The organism is Rhizobium sp. 01L419 (genome assembly GCF_056400025.1).
In genome coordinates this window covers 480,369-499,938 of record NZ_JBFTSM010000003.1, presented here as the reverse complement: position 1 = coordinate 499,938, position 19,570 = coordinate 480,369, and the positions used below count along the sequence as shown (strand labels likewise).

Annotated in this window: 18 protein-coding genes; 3 read left to right on the top strand and 15 right to left on the bottom strand. The window is 61.6% G+C overall.

Annotated features, from left to right (window positions below):
* Positions 1–240: 240 nt before the first annotated feature.
* A complete protein-coding gene (gene polA, locus AC1DUP_RS09475; protein WP_477832514.1) occupies positions 241–3,240 on the top strand; it encodes a DNA polymerase I in 3,000 nt (999 codons plus the stop codon).
* Positions 3,241–3,512: 272 nt separating this feature from the next.
* Positions 3,513–5,918: a DNA translocase FtsK gene (locus AC1DUP_RS09470; protein ID WP_477832513.1), complete on the top strand. Its 2,406-nt coding sequence runs from the start codon at positions 3,513–3,515 to the stop codon at positions 5,916–5,918.
* Positions 5,919–5,933: 15 nt separating this feature from the next.
* Here AC1DUP_RS09470 and AC1DUP_RS09465 read toward each other — a convergent pair whose 3' ends face one another.
* The 15 genes from AC1DUP_RS09465 to phnG form a co-directional block, all read right to left on the bottom strand.
* Positions 5,934–6,440, bottom strand: coding sequence for a GrpB family protein (locus AC1DUP_RS09465; RefSeq protein ID WP_477832512.1), 507 nt, complete (start codon positions 6,438–6,440; stop codon positions 5,934–5,936).
* 20 nt (positions 6,441–6,460) lie between these two features.
* Complete coding sequence (gene phnN, locus AC1DUP_RS09460) at positions 6,461–7,057, bottom strand: phosphonate metabolism protein/1,5-bisphosphokinase (PRPP-forming) PhnN (RefSeq protein ID WP_113298586.1); 597 nt, start codon at positions 7,055–7,057, stop codon at positions 6,461–6,463.
* The gene (locus AC1DUP_RS09455) at positions 7,057–8,196 is read right to left on the bottom strand and encodes an alpha-D-ribose 1-methylphosphonate 5-triphosphate diphosphatase (RefSeq protein ID WP_113298130.1); all 1,140 of its coding nucleotides are present in this window, start codon (positions 8,194–8,196) and stop codon (positions 7,057–7,059) included. Before AC1DUP_RS09455 ends, phnN begins: the two co-directional genes overlap by 1 nt.
* 13 nt (positions 8,197–8,209) lie before the next feature.
* On the bottom strand, positions 8,210–8,905 hold the full coding sequence (locus tag AC1DUP_RS09450; protein WP_477832511.1) for a DUF1045 domain-containing protein: 696 nt from the start codon (positions 8,903–8,905) through the stop codon (positions 8,210–8,212).
* Positions 8,906–9,045: 140 nt separating this feature from the next.
* A complete protein-coding gene (gene phnE / locus AC1DUP_RS09445; RefSeq protein WP_477832510.1) occupies positions 9,046–10,392 on the bottom strand; it encodes a phosphonate ABC transporter, permease protein PhnE in 1,347 nt (448 codons plus the stop codon).
* Between the two features lie 7 nt (positions 10,393–10,399).
* Positions 10,400–11,365 (bottom strand): phosphonate ABC transporter, permease protein PhnE, encoded by a 966-nt coding sequence (gene phnE / locus AC1DUP_RS09440; RefSeq protein ID WP_113307288.1) that lies wholly within the window; start codon positions 11,363–11,365, stop codon positions 10,400–10,402.
* Positions 11,366–11,529: 164 nt separating this feature from the next.
* The gene (gene phnD / locus AC1DUP_RS09435; protein ID WP_113507307.1) at positions 11,530–12,438 is read right to left on the bottom strand and encodes a phosphonate ABC transporter substrate-binding protein; all 909 of its coding nucleotides are present in this window, start codon (positions 12,436–12,438) and stop codon (positions 11,530–11,532) included.
* Positions 12,439–12,527: 89 nt separating this feature from the next.
* Entirely contained in the window at positions 12,528–13,373 is an 846-nt protein-coding gene (gene phnC / locus AC1DUP_RS09430; RefSeq protein ID WP_477832509.1) for a phosphonate ABC transporter ATP-binding protein, read from the bottom strand.
* A gap of 117 nt (positions 13,374–13,490) precedes the next feature.
* Positions 13,491–14,108 carry a DapH/DapD/GlmU-related protein gene (locus AC1DUP_RS09425; RefSeq protein ID WP_477832508.1) on the bottom strand — a complete coding sequence of 206 codons (618 nt, stop codon included), beginning with the start codon at positions 14,106–14,108 and terminating at the stop codon, positions 13,491–13,493.
* A complete protein-coding gene (gene phnL, locus AC1DUP_RS09420; protein ID WP_477832507.1) occupies positions 14,105–14,815 on the bottom strand; it encodes a phosphonate C-P lyase system protein PhnL in 711 nt (236 codons plus the stop codon). Before phnL ends, AC1DUP_RS09425 begins: the two co-directional genes overlap by 4 nt.
* A gap of 3 nt (positions 14,816–14,818) precedes the next feature.
* Positions 14,819–15,595 (bottom strand): phosphonate C-P lyase system protein PhnK, encoded by a 777-nt coding sequence (gene phnK, locus AC1DUP_RS09415; RefSeq protein ID WP_113298137.1) that lies wholly within the window; start codon positions 15,593–15,595, stop codon positions 14,819–14,821.
* A complete protein-coding gene (locus tag AC1DUP_RS09410; RefSeq protein WP_477832506.1) occupies positions 15,592–16,467 on the bottom strand; it encodes an alpha-D-ribose 1-methylphosphonate 5-phosphate C-P-lyase PhnJ in 876 nt (291 codons plus the stop codon). The genes phnK and AC1DUP_RS09410 overlap by 4 nt, the downstream gene beginning before the upstream one ends.
* Positions 16,464–17,570: a carbon-phosphorus lyase complex subunit gene (locus AC1DUP_RS09405; protein WP_113507311.1), complete on the bottom strand. Its 1,107-nt coding sequence runs from the start codon at positions 17,568–17,570 to the stop codon at positions 16,464–16,466. The genes AC1DUP_RS09410 and AC1DUP_RS09405 overlap by 4 nt, the downstream gene beginning before the upstream one ends.
* Before the next feature lie 4 nt (positions 17,571–17,574).
* Positions 17,575–18,183, bottom strand: coding sequence for a phosphonate C-P lyase system protein PhnH (gene phnH / locus AC1DUP_RS09400; RefSeq protein WP_113298140.1), 609 nt, complete (start codon positions 18,181–18,183; stop codon positions 17,575–17,577).
* Complete coding sequence (phnG, locus tag AC1DUP_RS09395) at positions 18,184–18,660, bottom strand: phosphonate C-P lyase system protein PhnG (protein WP_477832505.1); 477 nt, start codon at positions 18,658–18,660, stop codon at positions 18,184–18,186.
* A gap of 152 nt (positions 18,661–18,812) precedes the next feature.
* On the opposite strand from phnG, the gene phnF reads away from it, so the two are divergent.
* Positions 18,813–19,550 (top strand): phosphonate metabolism transcriptional regulator PhnF, encoded by a 738-nt coding sequence (phnF, locus tag AC1DUP_RS09390; RefSeq protein WP_113298142.1) that lies wholly within the window; start codon positions 18,813–18,815, stop codon positions 19,548–19,550.
* The last annotated feature ends 20 nt before the right edge of the window (positions 19,551–19,570 follow it).

Genomic DNA, 19,570 nt, shown 5'->3' with positions numbered 1-19,570 from the left:
AGGCCCGGAGAGGGGGATGAGGCCTTTGTCCAAGCCTGACGCGGCGGGGGACAAGCCGGCTATCAGACCCGCGGCGCGATCAAACGCCGGTGACTGTGATTTGTGATTGAGAATGTGGTTTTTCAAGGGAAACGGAAAAAACCGCCTATTACAAATTGGTAACAGTTTGGTGAGGCGGAGTGCTTTTGTGCAATCAAGTTTATATGGACCTCGCAAAGCCGCCGCGCTATCCATGCTGCCATGAAAAAAGGCGATCATCTCTTCCTTATCGACGGTTCGGGCTTCATCTTCCGAGCCTTTCACGCATTGCCGCCGCTGACGCGCAAAACCGACGGCTTGCCGATCGGGGCCGTCTCGGGTTTCTGCAACATGCTGTGGAAGCTGCTGAGGGATGCGCGCGCGACAGACGTAGGTGCCACGCCGTCCCATCTCGCCGTCATTTTCGATTATTCGTCGAAGACCTTCCGCAAGGATCTCTATGACGCCTACAAGGCGAACCGCTCTGCCCCGCCTGAGGAGCTGGTGCCGCAATTCGGTCTGATCCGCGAGGCGACGCGCGCTTTCAATCTGCCCTGCATCGAGACGGAAGGTTTCGAGGCCGACGATATCATCGCGACCTATGCCCGCTTGGCCGAAGCCACCGGCGCTGATGTGACGATCGTCTCTTCCGACAAGGATCTGATGCAGCTCGTCACCTCGAATGTCCACATGTACGACAGCATGAAGGACAAGCAGATCAGCATCCCCGATGTCATCGAGAAATGGGGTGTGCCTCCGGAAAAGATGATCGACCTGCAGGCCATGACAGGCGATTCCGTCGACAATGTTCCGGGCATTCCCGGCATCGGACCCAAGACGGCCGCCCAGCTTCTCGCCGAATATGGCGATCTCGACACGCTTCTCGAACGCGCCCATGAGATCAAGCAGGAAAAGCGCCGCCAGACGATCCTCGAAAACATCGACAAGGCAAAGCTCTCGCGAGAGCTGGTGCGCCTGCGCACCGATGTGCCGCTGGAGCTCGATCTCGACGCTCTCGTCCTGGAACCGCAGAACGGCCCTAAACTGATCGGCTTCTTGAAGACCATGGAATTCACCACGCTGACACGCCGTGTAGCGGAATTCTGTAATTGCGACGCCAGCGAGATCGAACCTGCCTTCGTAAAGGTCGAATGGGGTGCTGAAGCGCATGGCCCGGATCTTGATAAGGCCGAAGCTGAGCCTGTCGCCGGTGTTGTCCCTGACGTCGGCGGCGAAGCCGTCGCGGTTCCGCCGCGCGCAAAGGCGAAGACTGCGGTCGAGGGCACGTTCGCGCCGGCCGAGTTGGCCAAGGCGCGTGCCGAGGCTTTTGCGACCCTGCCGTTCGACCATTCTTCCTATGTGACGATCCGCGATCTTGCCACCCTCGATCGATGGATCGCCGATGCGAAGGATACGGGCCTCGTCGCCTTCGATACGGAAACGACTTCCCTCGATGCCATGCAGGCAGAGCTCGTCGGTTTCTCCCTTGCGATTGCCGATAATGCGACCGATCCGACAGGCATGCGCATTCGTGCCGCCTATGTGCCGGTCAGCCACAAGACGGGCGTTGGGGACCTGCTCGGCGGCGGTCTTGCCGACAACCAGATCCCGATGGGCGATGCGCTGTCGCGGCTGAAGGCGCTGCTGGAGGATGAATCGATCCTCAAGGTGGCGCAGAACCTGAAATATGACTACCTGCTGATGAAGCGCTACGGCATCGAGACGAAGAGTTTCGACGACACGATGCTGATATCCTACGTGCTCGACGCCGGAACCGGCGCGCACGGCATGGACCCGCTGTCAGAAAAATTCCTCGGCCACACGCCGATCGCCTACAAGGATGTCGCCGGCTCCGGCAAGTCGAACGTCACCTTCGACCTCGTCGATATCGAGCGCGCGACACACTATGCCGCCGAAGACGCCGACGTGACGCTGCGTCTCTGGATGGTGCTGAAGCCGCGCCTTGCCGCCATGCAGCTGACGCGCGTCTATGAGCGTTTGGAACGTCCGCTCCTGCCTGTTCTGGCTCGGATGGAATCACGTGGCATCACCGTCGACCGCCAGATCCTGTCGCGCCTCTCGGGCGAACTGGCCCAGGGTGCAGCCAGGTTCGAGGATGAAATCTATCAGCTCGCCGGCGAGAGGTTCAACATCGGCTCTCCCAAGCAGCTCGGCGACATCCTGTTCGGCAAGATGGGCCTTGCCGGTGGCATCAAGACCAAGACCGGCCAGTGGTCGACCTCGGCAAGCGTGCTGGAAGACCTGGCGGCAGCAGGTTTCGAGCTGCCGCGCAAGATCGTCGACTGGCGCCAGCTCACCAAGCTGAAGTCGACCTATACGGATGCGCTTCCGGGTTACATCCATCCGGAGACGAAACGGGTACATACCTCCTATTCGCTGGCATCGACGACAACAGGCCGTCTTTCTTCCTCGGAGCCGAACCTCCAGAACATTCCGGTCCGCACCGCCGAAGGTCGCAAGATCCGTACCGCCTTCATTTCGTCACCCGGCCACAAGCTGATCTCGGCCGACTACAGCCAGATCGAGCTGCGCGTACTCGCCCATGTCGCCGAAATCCCCCAGCTCGTGCGTGCCTTCGAAGACGGCATCGACATCCACGCGATGACCGCTTCCGAAATGTTCGGTGTGCCCGTCGAAGGCATGCCGGGCGAGGTGCGCCGTCGCGCCAAGGCCATCAACTTCGGCATCATCTACGGCATCTCCGCCTTCGGCCTTGCCAACCAGCTTTCCATCGAGCGCTCGGAGGCCGGCGACTACATCAAGAAGTATTTCGAACGCTTCCCCGGCATCCGCGATTACATGGAGAGCCGCAAGCAGATGGCCCGTGACAAGGGCTATGTCGAAACGATCTTCGGCCGCCGAATCAATTATCCGGAAATCCGCTCGTCGAATCCTTCGGTGCGCGCCTTCAACGAACGTGCTGCCATCAACGCGCCGATCCAGGGTTCCGCGGCCGACGTCATCCGCCGCGCCATGATCAAGATCGAGCCGGCGCTCGCCGAGGCCGGGCTTGCCGATCGGGTGCGCATGCTCTTGCAGGTGCACGACGAATTGATCTTCGAGGTCGAGGACGAGGATGTCGAAAAGGCGATGCCGATCATCGTCTCGGTCATGGAAAACGCCACCTCGCCGGCGCTTGAAATGCGCGTGCCGCTTCGGGTCGATGCACGCGCGGCTTCCAATTGGGACGAAGCGCACTGAGGCATGTCGCGCAAAACTGCAGCCGTTTTGCGGTAACGATATGCGAAAACGAAAGCCTAAAGTGTGGCAGCGAATCTGAAAGATCGCGACGCGCTTTAGGCGCTTCGTCAGATTACCCCAAAGATTTTTCCTGAAGAGTCAAATATCTGAAACCAATGAGGTTTCGTCTTTTTGGCCGTCCCGGAACGAGACGGTTGGAAGGAACTTATTAACCTTCATTTTCTATCCGGAGGGATGTCAGAAATTATTAGGCATGAGTGAGTAGCTGTCGCATGCGTTTTCCAAGAACCAATTTGACGGATGCCGGAGATTTTTCTGCCGGACTTGAAGACGAACATCCCGCGGAAAATGCGCCCCTGGAGTATGAAGGCGAAAAACCGGTTCCGCCGCTCTGGCAGAGCAATTTCTCGCTCGCCCCGAATGTCCGTTTCACGCGCACGCCTGAAACGCTGATCAGCAAGCGCCATGCGCCGGAGAAGCAGCTTCGTGAGGAAATCGTTGTTCCTCCGGCCCCGCAGGCCGTGGTAGTGCCGGCACCGCGACCCGTAGCAGCGCCGCAGATGCGCGCGCCGATCATGGTGAACGTGCCATTCGACATCTATCTGCCCGAAGTGACCGAGCCGGTCGTCGCGCCGCAGCCTGAACCTCAGCCGCAGCCCGTCGCCATGGCTCCCATCGAAACGACCTTGCGGGCTGCGGCGGAGCTTTCCTCCATTTCGGATTTCGCCTTCTGGGAGGTTATGGCCTTCGAAGAGACGGATGCCGAGCCGTCGCGTACCCCGGTCATCGCATTGCAGCAGCATGCTGAGCCCGAATCGATCACCTCACGCTTCCGCATCATGGAATGGCGCCCGGGTCGGCATAATCCGGCGCCGGTAACGCCGCGCGTCGCGCTGCCCGTTTCCTCCGCGCCGGTCCGCCCCGCACGGTCGCCGGTAGCCCGCGTTGCCGAGAAGCCGGTTGTCACAACTCCGGTGGTCCAGGCTCCGATCGTTGAAGTCCCAGTCGTTCAGGCTCAAGTGGTTCAAGCTCCGGCGATCCGGCCGAAGCAGGTAGCGGCAGAAGTGCCGCCGGCGTCCCGCGTCGAGATCGTCGCCCCTGCACTGTCCCCGGTTCGGCCGTCACGCATTGTCGTCGATAAGATCGACGCTTCCGGCTACGAATTCCCGCCGCGCGCCCTGCTGCAGGAGCCGCCGGAACGGCTCGGCGAGATCATGTCGCAGGAAACGCTCGAGCAGAATGCCGGCCTCCTGGAAAGCGTTCTGGAGGATTTCGGCGTCAAGGGTGAGATCATCCATGTCCGCCCCGGTCCGGTCGTTACACTCTATGAATTCGAGCCGGCACCGGGTGTGAAATCCTCCCGCGTCATCGGGCTTGCGGATGATATCGCCCGCTCCATGTCGGCACTATCGGCCCGTGTGGCTGTCGTTCCCGGCCGCAACGTCATCGGCATCGAACTGCCGAATGCGACGCGCGAAACCGTCTATTTCCGCGAGATGATCGAGAGCGAGGATTTCGACAAGAGCGGGTACAAGCTGGCGCTCGGCCTCGGAAAGACCATCGGTGGCGAACCCGTGATCGCCGAACTTGCCAAGATGCCGCATTTGCTGGTCGCCGGTACGACCGGTTCGGGCAAATCCGTCGCCATCAACACGATGATCCTGTCACTGCTCTACCGCATGAGCCCGGAGCAGTGCCGCCTCATCATGGTCGATCCGAAGATGCTCGAACTCTCCGTCTATGACGGCATTCCGCACCTGCTGACGCCTGTTGTCACCGATCCCAAGAAGGCCGTCATGGCGCTGAAATGGGCCGTGCGCGAGATGGAGGAGCGGTATCGCAAGATGTCGCGCCTCGGCGTGCGCAACATCGACGGCTATAATGGCCGCGTCTCCCAGGCCCGCGAAAAGGGCGAGACCATCCATATCATGGTCCAGGTCGGCTTCGACCGGCAGACGGGTGCGCCGATCGAGGAGCAGCAGGAGCTGGATCTCGCGCCGATGCCCTATATCGTCGTCATCGTCGACGAAATGGCGGACCTGATGATGGTTGCCGGCAAGGAGATCGAAGGCGCGATCCAGCGTCTCGCCCAGATGGCGCGTGCCGCCGGCATCCACCTCATCATGGCGACGCAGCGTCCCTCGGTCGATGTCATTACCGGCACGATCAAGGCGAACTTCCCGACCCGCATTTCCTTCCAGGTCACCTCGAAGATCGACAGCCGCACGATCCTTGGCGAACAGGGCGCTGAACAGCTCCTCGGCCAGGGCGACATGCTGCATATGCAGGGCGGCGGCCGCATTTCCCGTGTCCACGGCCCCTTTGTTTCCGACGCGGAAGTCGAGAAGGTTGTGGCGCATCTGAAGACGCAGGGTCGGCCGGAATATCTCGATACGGTCACGGCCGGCGAGGAAGAGGAAGGCGAGGATGAAGAGGACGGCGCCGTCTTCGACAAGAGCGCCATGGGCGCCGAGGATGGCGACGAGCTTTACCAGCAGGCCGTCAAGGTCGTCATGCGCGACAAGAAGTGCTCGACGTCCTACATCCAGCGCCGTCTGGGCATCGGCTATAACAGAGCGGCCTCGCTCGTCGAGCGCATGGAGAAGGAAGGGCTGGTCGGCCCGGCAAACCATGTCGGCAAACGCGAGATCGTCTCAGGCCGCGGCGATAACGAATAATCGGAGCGCGGCTGGTTACTGCTTCTCAGAAGCCAGCCGCAACGTCTCCAGCACGAAGTTGCGCTTGCCCCCGGTATAATAATCCCAATCGTCATTCGCCTCGTCCATGAGCTTCAGCTTGAGGGCGGCATAGGCGTTCGCTCTTTCTGGATGGGAGCGGAGATAATCCCGAAAAGCGATCCGGTCTCGCAACACGGCATTGTCAGCCGAGCAGAGATAGAGCCGGGCGCCGTGTGAGCCCTTGCCGCTGGTGAAGGTCCAGGTCTGTTGCTGGTATTTGTCACCGTGAAAGGTGAAGGCGCCAAGCGCTTGCGCGCGTTCGATCGCCTCGGGAAGGACATCCGCGCTCGCAAAGGCTGCGTGCAGGTCGATCTTCGGCTTGGCGGCCAGTCCGGGGACGGACGTGCTGCCAACGTGATGAAAGATCGGATGGAGACCGGTAAACAACGGCTCGAGATCGCCGACGATCTGACGGAAGAGAGACGGCCATTCCGGGTCGTAGTCGACGACGTGAATGGCCATTCTCATATCCTTTGTCTCGTTCAGGCGATTTCCTTCAGGAAGCCGTCCAGGAGATCGATCATCCTGCGTTCGGCCTCCTCAAGCGAGTCACTATTGTCCAATTCCACGACATCATAATCGCCACGCACGGTCAGCGGGCCGCGCGCAAGACGGGCCATGATATCCTCATGCGTCTCGCGGCCGCGAGCCTCGAGCCGGCCGGCGAGCACTTCCGGGCGGGCCGTCACATTGATGACCTTCAGCCGCGGAAACGCGGCCTGGAAACGGTGCAGCGCCGAGCGCGAACCGTTCGCAACGACAATGTGGCCCTTGGAAAGGGCGACGGAAACCTCTGCCGGAATGGCGTATTTGAGACCATGCGCCTCCCACCAGACGGCAAAGGCGCCGGCCTGCTCCATCGAGGCGAATCCGGCATCCGAAACTGCGAGATGATCCTCTCCGCCGGCATCGCCGTGGCGGGTGATGACGCGGCGGGCGAAATGCACGTCTTCACGGCGTTCGAAATGCCGGGCGGCAAGGTTCATCAGCGTGTCCTTGCCGGCACCGCTCGGGCCGACGACGACGACCATGATGCCGTGTTCGGCGCCGGCGCCCGGATGGGGTTCGTGTGACATCATCATGCGACACGGCGTCCTTCACGCCAGACGGAACGTGTCACCGGCACGCCATGCGAGCGGTGCACACGAACGAGATCGGCACGCAGGCCGGTTTCGATGCGGCCGCGATCGTTGAGGCTGACGGTGCGTGCTGGCGTGGCCGTCACCATTGCAATTGCCTTCGATAACGTAATGCCCTCCACCTCGTCGGCAAGAATGAAGGGCGCATGCAGCAGGCTGAGCGGCACATAGTCGGACGAAAGCACATCGAGAACGCCGAGCTGCGCCAGATCACGCGCGGCGATATTGCCGGAATGCGATTTGCCGCGCACGATGTTCGGCGCGCCCATGAGCACGCTCATGCCGTTTTCATGCGACAGCCGGGCTGCGTCGATGCTGGTCGGGAATTCGGCCAGGCGTACGCCGTTTTCGATCGCCTCATCGACATGGACAGATGTGGCATCGTCGTGGCTGGCGACGGTGATGCCGCGTTCGGCGCAGACCTTGGAGATCGCGTCCCGATTTGGCGTCGAATTGCGATCGGATTCAGCGATGCGTCTGGCGCAGAAACGGGCGAACTCCTCGTCCGTGAGCCCGCGCTTCTTCTGATAGTAAAAGATGTACTGGTCCATCGTCTGGAACTGACGCTGGCCGGGCGCATGGTCCATCAGCGAAACGAGACGGACATAGGGGTCGTTCTCGAAATCGGCGAAGTGCTGCAGCACGTTGTCGGCCGAGACCTCGCAGCGCAGATGGATCAGGTGTTCGGCGCGCAGACGCCCTTCCTTTTCAGCGGACTGGATGGCGTCGGCCATCTCGCGCATCTCGCCATGTTCGAAGCCGCCGTCTTCGTCAGCACCCATGCGCAGGCAGTCGAAGACCGTGGTGATGCCCGAGGTGACGATCTGCGCATCATGGGCCTGTATGGCCGCCGTCTTGTTCCAGCGAATGCCCGGACGCGGCGAATAGTGGCCTTCCAGGTGGTCGGTGTGCAGCTCGACGAGGCCTGGAATGATGTAGTCGCCCTCAAAGTCTTCGCCGGCTACCGAATTGCCGTTCGAAATATCGGCGATCTTGCCGTCACGGATGAGAATGGAGCCCGAAAGAATATCGTCTTCGAGAACGATCCGGGCGTTTGAAAGAACGGTTTCTTTGCTCATGTCAGAAAATCTTTCAGCTTCTGGCGCCAGCAAGAGGCAGCCATGTGTGGACTTTGAAAGGCGCGCCGCGCGCCTCCTCACGAAAGACGGCAAGGCCGGAAATGCGAAGCGGCCTGCCGGTGAAACCTGCGAAACGCTCCGTCAGGATCGCCTTCATCACTTCCGCGCGCTCTTCCGGCACCTGGCCGGTCAGCGTCATGTGGAAGCCGAAGTCATCCATGACATATGGATAGCCCCAGCGCATGAGATTATTGCGCTGGCTCTCAGAGAGCCTTTCCGGTTTGCGCCTGATAATATCGGCCTCGGAGAGTGCCGCCCGAAATGGCTCGAAAGACTTTACCACCTTTGCCGCGAAATCCTGAAGCGGTTGGTGCAGCGAACCCGGCACAAGCGCAAAGAAGCGACCGAGCTGGCCGAGCACCAGTTCGGGGATTTCAAAGGCCGGCGTGTTGGCGGTGAAATCTTCGACGACCGCCATCAGGTCCTTTTCGGTCACGGAGGAGGCAAGCTCGAAGGGCGCCTTGATCGTCGCATGGAAGCCATAGCGGCGCGGGTCTGCCGTCAGTTCGAATTGTTCGCCAGCCGGCAGCGTCTCGTACGCAGGCGCAGGATAGGCCTCGTCGGTAAAGGCATCGCGGCCGAGCCAGACGGAGGCCGCGCCGGTCAGGGGATCATCCTTAGGCGGCGAAAAATAGAGAGCGTAGCGCAAGGCTTTTATCCTGGAGATCGTCCGAACGGGGAGCGCAATGTGCAGTGATTTGGCGGCGAACCGCAAGCACGCTCCGGCTAAAAGATTTCCATGACAGAATGATGATGACGGCAGGGCCGCCATCATCTTTTACTTTGACGTCAATGACCGGGCTTGGCACCCATCAACCGTTGGCGAAGCGCGTTCGAAGCCATGTCGAACAGGAAGACCACGATCAGGATGAGGATGACCATGTAGGCGACGTTTTCCCAATTGGAATTGGTGCGCATGGCTTCCCAGAGTTTGAGCCCGATACCGCCGGCACCAACGGCACCGATGATCGTCGCGCCACGTACGTTCGATTCCCACTGATAGAGCGTCTGGCTGACGATGACGGGAACGATCTGCGGCATAATGCCATAACGATGCACCAGCACGGTCGAGGCGCCCGTCGACTTCACACCTTCGCGCGGTTTGTTGTCGATGTTTTCGAGACCTTCCGAGTACAGCTTGCCGAGCGTGCCTGTCTCCGTGAGGAAGATGGCGCCGGAACCGGCGAGAGGACCGGGGCCGAAGGCGCGCGTCAGGAACAGCGCCCAGATCAGCATGTCGACCGAACGCAGGAAGTCGAAGAAGCGCTTCAGCACCTGGTTGAGAAGCCGGTTCGGCGTGATGTTGCGCGCCGCCATGAAGGCGAGCGGGAAGGCGGCAAGCGAACCGAGCAGCGTGCCCAGGAAAGCCATCACGATCGTCTGGAACAGCTTGGTCCAGACATCGCCGTGCTGCCATTCGCTGTTGTTCCAGATATTGTCGAAGGCAAGCGACAGGTTCGACTGGTCGGGATGGATCCGCGGGCCGGAGACGATGAGACTGATGACCTCGCCTACCGGCTTGTCGAAGAACGGCGACTGAGTATCGAAGACGAAATTCGCCCAGCCGATGAAGCGCTTGCGCACCTTCACACGGTCGACGGAAATGCTGACATCCCCTGCAAATCCAAGATTGGCGAGCACGTTGTCGTCATAGACCGTCATCCAGCCTGGAACCGGACCGACGACTTTCGGCGCGCCGCTGGAAACATCGACCGGCACCGTCATGCCATGGGCAACGATCGTCGTCTGGCTCTTGCTGACCGTCACCGTGCGACCGCTGCCGCTGACGAGAACCGTGATGCTGCCATCCGCATTGGCTTTCAGCCAATCCGGATGAGGATCGTCGCCAAGCGGTGAGAAGCGCGGGTAGCGCGTCTGGATCGTGCCATCGTCCTGGATACGGAATTCCGGCTGCACGTCATAGCTGATCCACTGGCTCATATAGATGCCGAAGCGTTCCCAATGGGCTTCGGCGATGAGCTTCGGCAGGTCGAAGAACCAGACGGCATAGATGCCGTAGAGGATTGTCGCGAGGACAATGAGCAGGCCGCCGAAACGCTGGCGGAAGGACTTGTGAAAATATTCCGGATAACGCGTTTCGATCTCATGCATGCGGTTTGCGTCGATGACCGTCATGGCAGCCTCAATGTTGCAGGAGGAAGGCGTGTTCGCCGACGAGACGGCGGCGCAGCCAGGCAGAGAACTGGTCGACAGCGACGATCGTGATGAAGAGCAGCAGCACCAGGGCCACGGTCTTCGCGCCGAAGCCACGGGAAATGGAGAGCTTGAGCTCTTCACCGATACCGCCGCCGCCGACGGCGCCGATGATGGTCGATGCACGTACGTTGATCTCGAGGCGCAGCAGCGCATAGGACGCATAGTTCGGCATGACCTGCGGCAGCGCGGCGAAACGCACGCGCTCCAGCCAGTTCGCGCCGACCGCACGCATACCCTCGTCCGATTTCATGTCGATGTTTTCAGCGACTTCGTAGAAGAGCTTGCCGAGCGCGCCGATCGTATGGAGCGTGATCGCGATGATGGCCGCCACCGGTCCGATCGAAAGGATCGCCGAAAACAGGCCGGCGATAACGATTTCCGGGAAGGCGCGCAGGAATTCCATGATGCGCTTGGTAAAGATGCGCAGCGGCCAATTCTTCGTCAGATTACGCGCCGCAAAGAAGCTGAGCGGAACGGCGAAGACGAAGGCGATGATGGTCGAGACGAGCGCGATATTGATCGTGATGATCATCAGCTCGAAATATTCGGGAATGTAGAAGCTGCCCCAGACATAGACACGGCCATTGGCGAAGTTGAATTCCTCGCCACCCTTGTCGTTCGGGCTCGCAATATCGAAAAGCGCGCGCCAGACATCGGTCCAGTCTTTCGGGATAAGCCAGCTCAGGAAGTCGAACAGATGCGGCAGGCGGTCGAAGAAGTGACCGGCATTGCTCTCGTCGGCAAAGCGTACGGAGCTGACGAAGGCGGCGATGAGGATCACCAGGCCGAGGATGGTGTAGAAACGCCGTCTGGCGATCATCTTGTCCCAAGCGGTGGCGATTTCCTTCGTGCTCTGCGTCGGCACATGCGGCTGTGTATCGGCAATAGTCATGAACGCCTCGCCCACTGCATAATTCCTTAAATCGGGCTCGATTTAAGGATGAAATTATGCCGCAATTTAAAGTGCTACAGCGTCCTCTGCGCGTCTGACGCGCGGCGCTGTAGTCATAAGAAAAGGGCGGCCGTCGCCGGCCGCCCCGCATACGGATGGCGCAATCAGCCGCCGATAGCAGCCTTGCGAACTTCTACGACAGCGTTGTAGAAGTCGTGCTTGACCGGGGCGTAGCCCTTGTAGTCGCCGCCTTCGATAGCTGCGAAGCACTTGTGGTCCTTCTCCGGCAGGGCCGTGAAGAAGGCGGTGAGCTTCTTCTGCCACTCTTCGCCGAGAGCGTTGCGAACGACGAGCGGGCCGTTCGGGATCAGCGGCGAACGCCATACTTCAACGAGCTTGTTCGGATCGACGGCGCCCTTGTCGACTTCCTTGCGGAAGGTACCGGAGGTGTAGCCGTCCTTGAAGTCGCCGATGCCCGAAGAGTCGTCGACAGCAACATCGACCTTGCCGTCATAGGCGGCAAGCAGGTTGTTCTCGTGACCGCCGTTGAACTGCGTGGAAGCGAAGAACTTGTCGTTCGGCATGCCGGTGTCCTTCGGGATCTGCGTCAGCGGAACGAGGTAGCCCGAGGTGGAGTCCGGATCGGCGTAGCCGAGCTTCTTGCCCTTGGCGTCCTTGATCGTCTTGATGCCGGAGGACTTCAGGGCGAGACCGATCGAGTAGTAACCCGTGGAGCCGTCCTTCTGCTGCGTCGTCAGGATCGGCGTAACAGCCTTCGAGTCCTTGATGTAAACGGACGCGTAGCCGGAAGCGCCGAGTTCGGCGAAGTCGAGCGTGCCGCCGAGGAGACCCTGGATAACGCCGTCATAGTCGGCAGCCGGGAAGAGCGAAACCTTCTCGAAGCCGAATTCCTGCTTCAGGTGGTCTGCAAGGCAGGCATAGTTGCGCAGGCGGTCGGTTTCGTTTTCGCCGCCGAGGATGCCGACGCGGAATTCCTTGAGGTCAGCGGCATTGGCAGCGCCAGCTGCGAGCGACAGAAGCGCCGTTGCAGCAAAAAGTGCTTTCTTCAACATGGGTTCTCTCCAGAATGACCGGGGGTCCGGTCGTTTTTGTTACGAAGAAATGTGCCCTTGACGCGGGCATTCGATCGCGGCCGCCCCTCTCACAGACCGGCCAGCGCCAGCGGTTGATTGCCGGCGGATTGGTTTTCGGCTCCTTCCGGAGCCATGTTGATTGCGGTCGAGGTCATCGTTTCGTCGATGCCCGCGCCATCCTTGTCCGTGCCGTAGATTTCTTTCACGGCCTCGGAGGTCAGTTCGGAGGGCTTGCCGTCGAAAACGACGCGGCCGCCTGCCATGCCGACGATGCGTTCGCAATAGTTGCGGGCCGTATCGAGCGTGTGCAGGTTGGTGACGACGGTAATGCCTTCGCGCTCGTTGATGTCACGCAGTGCATCCATGACGATCTTCGCATTCAGCGGGTCGAGCGAGGCGATCGGCTCGTCGGCCAGAACCATCTTCGGGTTCTGCATCAGCGCGCGGGCAATCGCCACGCGCTGCTGCTGACCGCCCGAAAGCGTGCCGGCTGCCTGCAGCGCCGTCTGCTCGATGCCGAGGCGCTCAAGTGCGGCGATAGCCTGGATGCGCTCTTCGCGGCTGAAGACGTTGAGCAGGCTGAGGATCGTCGAGCGGTGGTTCAGGCGGCCGAGCATGACGTTGGTCAGCACGTCGAGACGCGGCACGAGATTGAACTGCTGGAAAATCATCGCGCAGTCGCGCTGCCAGTTGCGCAGTGGCTGACCGCGAAGGCCGGAAACCTCGACACCACCGAAATGGATGGTGCCGGAGGAGGGTTCCTGCAGGCGGTTGATCATGCGCAGGAGGGTGGACTTGCCGGCGCCCGAACGGCCGATGATCCCGACCATCTGGCCCTGAGGAATGTCCAGCGTTACGGAATCGACAGCGAGCTTCTTTCCGAACCGGCGTGTGACATTCTTCAGCTCGAACATCATGCTCTTCCTTCGCATTGCAGGCTTGCTCTGGGATCGCATTAGTCCCGCTTCATGAACCTCGCATGTCAGTTTTGTGTAAGTCCTGTCACAAAACTCTGCACCGCAGCATTGAGCTCAGCCACCATAGCGGGAGAGGAAGTCTTCGGCTCCGAGCGCCCGGAAATCCGCCAGTGCGTCGCGCAGCCGGTCGTGTTCCCAGTCCCACCAGGCAAGCCTGTCCATGCGCTCGCCAACCTCTTTCGGGAAGCGTTCGCGGATGAGTTTGGCCGGCACGCCGCCCACGATCGTGTAGGGAGCGACATCCTTGGAGACGACTGCACCAGCGCCGATGACGGCGCCGTTGCCGACGGTCACGCCCGGCAGGATCGTAGCGCCATGGCCGATCCAGACATCGTTGCCGATTACGACGCGGTTTGAGCGGCGCCATTCGAAGAACTCCGTCTCCATGTCGGCATCCGGCCAGTAATCGACGGCGCGATAGGTGAAGTGGTGCAGCGTCGCGCGCCAGGTCGGATGATTGGTAGCGTTGATACGCACCGCAGCGGCGATGTTGACGAACTTGCCGATCGTCGCGCACCAGATGGAGCCGTCCTGCATGATGTAGGAATAGTCGCCGAACTCCACTTCGCTGATCCGGCAACGCTCGGAGACTTCCGTATAGCGGCCGAAGCTCGAATTGGAGACGGAGGCGGTCTCGTGGAAATAGGGCTCGATGCCCAGCTTGCGGCTCATGCTGCGATCGCCTTTCGGGGAGAGAATTGCTGGACGTCCAGAATGCGGTCAGCGGCTGCCTCGCGCACCTCCTCATCGTGGAAGATGCCGAGCAGGGCGACGCCCGCCTTCTTCTTTTCCTCGATCATGCCGACGACGACGGCACGGTTCCTGGCGTCGAGCGAAGCGGTCGGCTCGTCGAGCAGCAGGATCGTGTGATCGGTGATGAAGCCGCGGGCGATATTGACGCGCTGCTGCTCGCCGCCGGAGAAGGTGGCGGGCGGCAGCTGCCAGAGCGCTTCCGGCAGGTTGAGTTTTTCAAGCAGCGCCGCGGCTTTTTCCCTGGCGCTGGCGGCGGCTTCACCACGTGCGAGCAGCGGCTCGGCGACCACGTCGATCGCCGCAACGCGCGGCACGGTGCGTAGAAACTGGCTGACATAGCCGAGCGTCCGGCGCCGCACGTCGAGAATGGTGCGCGGGTCGGCGGCGGCGAGGTCGACGATCTTGCCCTTGTGGTCGACGAGGATTTGTCCGGTATCGACGGCATAATTGCCGTAGATCATCTTGAGCAGCGAGCTTTTGCCGATGCCCGAGGGGCCGCCAAGCACGACGCATTCGCCCGATGCAACCGAGAAGGTGACATCGGAAACGACCGGCAGCTTGAGGCCGTCGCGCAGGTGCATGATGAAGCTCTTGGCGACTTCTGAAACGACGAGAGGCGTTGCCATGATTTAAACCTGCAGGATCGAGGAAACGAGGAGCTGGGTATAGGGCTCGCGCGGGTCGTCCAGCACCCGGTCGGTCAGACCCTGCTCGATGACGAAGCCGTCCTTCATCACCATCATGCGGTGCGAGAGAAGGCGGGCGACCGCGAGATCGTGGGTGACGATGATGGCCGAGAGGCCGAGATCGTTGACGAGACCGCGCACGAGATCGAGCAGACGTGCCTGCACCGAGACATCGAGACCGCCGGTCGGCTCATCCATGAAGACGAGGCGCGGGCCGGTCACGAGATTGCGGGCGATCTGCAGCCGCTGGCGCATGCCGCCGGAGAAAGCGCGCGGCTGGTCGTCGATACGGCCGGTGTCGATCTCGACACGCTCCAGCCAGTCGATGGCCGTGGAGCGGATCTTGCCGTAATGCCGGTCGCCGATCGCCATCAGCCGCTCGCCGACATTGGCGCCGGCAGAGACCGTCATGCGCAGCCCGTCGGCCGGGTTCTGGTGCACGAAGCCCCAGTCCGTCCGCATCAGGAAGCGGCGCTCGGCTTCGCTCATGTGGTAGAGGTCGCGATAGTTGCCGTCGCGCATATGATACTCGACGCTGCCGGTGGTCGGCATCAGCCGGGTGGAGATGCAGTTGAGCAGCGTCGTCTTGCCAGAGCCGGATTCGCCGACGATGGCGAGCACTTCGCCGGGCCAGAGCTCGAAGGAGACATTCCGGCAGCCGATGCGGTTGCCGTAGAACTTCGAGAGGTCATTGACTTTGAGAAGCGGTATATCGGTCATTCTGCAGCCTCCCGGGCCAGCATTTCGCCGGCATGTCCGTGCGCGCGGCGGTCTTCGCAATGGTCGGTATCGGAGCAGACGAACATGCGCCCGCCCTTGTCGTCGAGGATCACCTCGTCGAGGTAGACCTCCTCGGCGCCACACAGCGCACAAGGCTTGCCGAAGCGCTGGATCTCGAAGGGATGGTCCTCGAAGTCCAGGCTGACGACGTCGGTATAGGGCGGCACGGCATAGATGCGCTTTTCGCGCCCGGCGCCGAAAAGCTGCAGCGCTTCCGACCTGTGCATCTTCGGATTATCGAATTTCGGCGTCGGCGAGGGATCCATGACATAGCGGCCATGAACCTTGACCGGATAGGCATAGGTCGTGGCGATACGGCCGTTGCGGGCGATATCCTCGTAGAGCTTCACATGCATGAGGCCGTATTCTTCCAGCGCATGCATCTTGCGTGTTTCTGTCTCGCGTGGTTCGAGGAAGCGCAGCGGTTCCGGGATCGGCACCTGGTAGACGAGAACCTGGCCCGCTCCGAGCTTGTCCTCAGGAATGCGGTGGCGTGTCTGAATGATCGTCGCATCCTTGGTGTGCGTCGTGACCGCGACATTGGCGACCTTCTGGAAGAAGGCGCGGATGGAGACGGCATTCGTCGTGTCGTCGGCGCCCTGGTCGATGACCTTGAGAACGTCCTCAGGTCCGATGATCGAGGCTGTTACCTGCACACCGCCGGTACCCCAGCCGTAAGGCATCGGCATTTCTCTTGACGCAAAGGGTACCTGATAGCCGGGAATGGCGATCGCCTTCAGGATCGCGCGGCGGATCATGCGCTTGGTCTGTTCGTCGAGATAGGCGAAATTGTAGGTGGCGAGATCACTCATTCGGCTGCCTCCTTTTGGGTCTCGCCGCTGTTGCGGGCGGCTTCGAATTCGCGGCGCATGCGGCGGACGAGGTCGAGTTCGGCCTGGAAGTCCACATAATGCGGAAGCTTCAGGTGCTCGACGAAGCCAGTCGCCTGCACATTGTCGGAATGGGAAATGACGAATTCTTCGTCCTGTGCCGGCGCGGTGATGTCCTCGCCAAGCTCTTCAGCTCGCAATGCGCGATCGACAAGCGACATGGCCATCGCCTTGCGCTCGCTCTGGCCGAAGACCAGGCCATAGCCGCGGGTGAACTGCGGCGGCGCCTTGGCCGAACCCTTGAACTGGTTGACCATCTGGCATTCGGTAAGCTGGATCGTTCCAAGTGAAACGGCAAAGCCGAGTTCCGGCACATCGAACTCCACCTCGACTTCCCCGATGCGGATTTCACCGGTGAAGGGGTGATTGCGGCCATAGCCGCGCTGGGTGGAATAGCCGAGAGCCAGCAGGAAACCCTCGTCGCCGCGAGCAAGCGCCTGCAGACGAAGATCCCGCGTCATCGGGAATTCCATCGGTTCGCGCGTCAGGTCGCCCGTTTCGTGGTCCTCAGGAAGCTCACCGTCATTTTCGATCAGGCCTTCCTGACCGAGGATTTCGGAGACGCGCATGACGCGGCCGGTCTCGGCTTCGCGCTGCGCCGGCTCTTCCACGGCTTCATCCGTCAAGAGCGAGGGATCGAGCAGGCGGTGCGTATAGTCGAAGGTGGGCCCGAGCAGCTGGCCGCCCGGAAGATCCTTGTAGGTGGCCGAGATGCGGCGTTCGATCTGCATATTGGCGGTGTCGAGCGGCTTGGAATAGCCGAAGCGCGGCAGCGTCGTGCGGTAGGCGCGCAGCAGGAAGATCGCCTCGATCATGTCGCCGCGCGACTGGCGTACGGCAAGGGCTGCGAGCGTGCGGTCGTAGAGCGAGGCTTCGGCCATGACGCGATCGACGGCGAGGGCAAGCTGTTCGACGATCTGCTCGATGCCGATCGCCGGCACGGAACGGTCGCCGCGCCGGCGGTCGGCGAGCAGGCGGTGAGCATTGGCGATGGCGGCCTCGCCACCCTTGACGGCAACATACATGAGCTCAGATCTCCGTTGCTGTGATCTTGGTGGTGCGCGGCAGGCAGAGGAAACGCTTGCCCGCCGTCAGCACGATGTCGATGCCGCGCGGGAAGAGGGCGCGGTTTTCCGTCCAGAGGCGCAGGAACGTTTCCGGCAGGCCGACAGGCGCGATCTCGGTCACGCTCTGGATGCCCGGACCCATCAGCGCCAGGCGGCGTCCGCCTTCGAGATCGGCAAGCTCGATCACCACTGTCGTGGAGCGATCGGGATATTCCTGCGTGCCGGCGGCAAACAGGCCGAAGGTGGAGATCATCGTGCCGGCCTCGACGAAGGCGAAGCGCGCCTCGGCCTTCTCGGCCGTCAGCGGGGCGCTGGTGTGGAAGCCCAGCCATTCCGGGATCGCCGACTTGGCAAGTCCGGCCGAAAGCCAGACGGGCGTGTCGTGGTCGCAGAGCGTCAGGCCGATCGCGCCGGCGGCAATGCCGAGCGGTGCGGGCGCCGTCACTTCGGCTGCGACGGTCTGGATCGTGCCGGGCCGGGCCATGCCGTCCATCAGCATCTTGAACACGCTTTGGGCCTCGAATACCGGCTCGGCAAAGCCGCCGGTCAGAACATCGGTCTTGGCGCTCATTCAGTTGTCTCCCCGCACCATGGTGAAGAAATCGACGCGGGTCGCGGCCGTCTCCTCGGCCTTGCGACCGGCCTCGGCGGTTATGCGGCTGGCGATAGGTGACAGCAGCCTGTCCTCGACGAAGCCCTTGGTGGCTTCCTCCTGCCAGAGCGCATCGAAGATCGCCGAAAGCCGTGCCTTCTCGCGGTCGGTTCCGAGCGCCTGCGCATGGCCAACGGAGCCGGAAGCAAGGCGCACCGTCGCGCGCGTCACTGTCACCTCGCCGAGATTGAAGGGCGCGCCGCCGCCGCCGATGCGGCCGCGAACCATGACGAGGCCCGTTTCCGGGCCGCGCACCGGCTGCGCCGCCGGCTTTTCGGCAAGCGCATCCCACGCCGCCAGCAATTCCTGCCTCTCAGCGCGCGCCAGCAGATCGACGGTGCGTTTGCGCCCGTTGTTTGTCTGCGCCGCAGGGTCTGTCTTCTCTGCTGCCGTCATCGTCTTTTCCTCGAAATATCTATTGATATAGACAACCATACAAGTTATACCTATCCCTAAATCGGCGAGGTGACAAGCGTGTGACACGACACGTCCAAAATTGGCCGGGCTTGAAGAGGTTCGGGCCACGAAATGATCAGGGAAGGGGTGTAATGGCAGGCATAAAGCAGGTGCAGCGGCAGACGGGCGTAGCGCTCTGGCGGCAGATCGCCGACAGGATCCGCGAGGCGATCGGCAGCGGCGCATACGATGCGACTGGCATGGTGCCGCCGGAAACCGCTCTCGCGACGCAGTTCGGCGTCAACAGGCATACCGTGCGCAGCGCGTTGGCCGCGCTTGCCCAAGAAGGCATCGTGCGGGCTGTGCAGGGTCGTGGCACGCTGATCGAGCGCAAGGAGCGCCTGAACTTCCCGATCAGCCGCCGGACACGCTTTACAGATGGCCTCAGGGACCAGGCGCGCGAAACGCATGCGCTCCTGCTCGGCCATGCAGAGGAGGTCGCCGACGCCGAGGTCGCCCGCTGGTTGCGCATCGAACAGGGTACGCCTGTCATCCGGCTGGAAACGGTGCGTGATGCGGATAAACGGCCTGTCGCCCGCGGCACGAGTTGGTTCCCGGCCGCCCGTTTTGCCGGCATCGGCGAGATCTATCGCAAGACGGAATCGATCACCAAGGCTTTTGCCGCCCTCGGACTGTCGGACTATGTGCGCGCCACGACCGAGATCACCGCCACCCACGCCGATTCCGGCGACATCGCCGACCTGGAGCTGACGCCGGGCGCCGTGCTGCTGATCACCAAGGCGATGAACACCGATCTGGAAGGCGTGCCGGTGCAATATTCGATCAGCCGCTTTGCCGCCGACCGGGTGCAGTTCACCATTGAGAACTGAAAACGAAAAAGGCCGGGCGC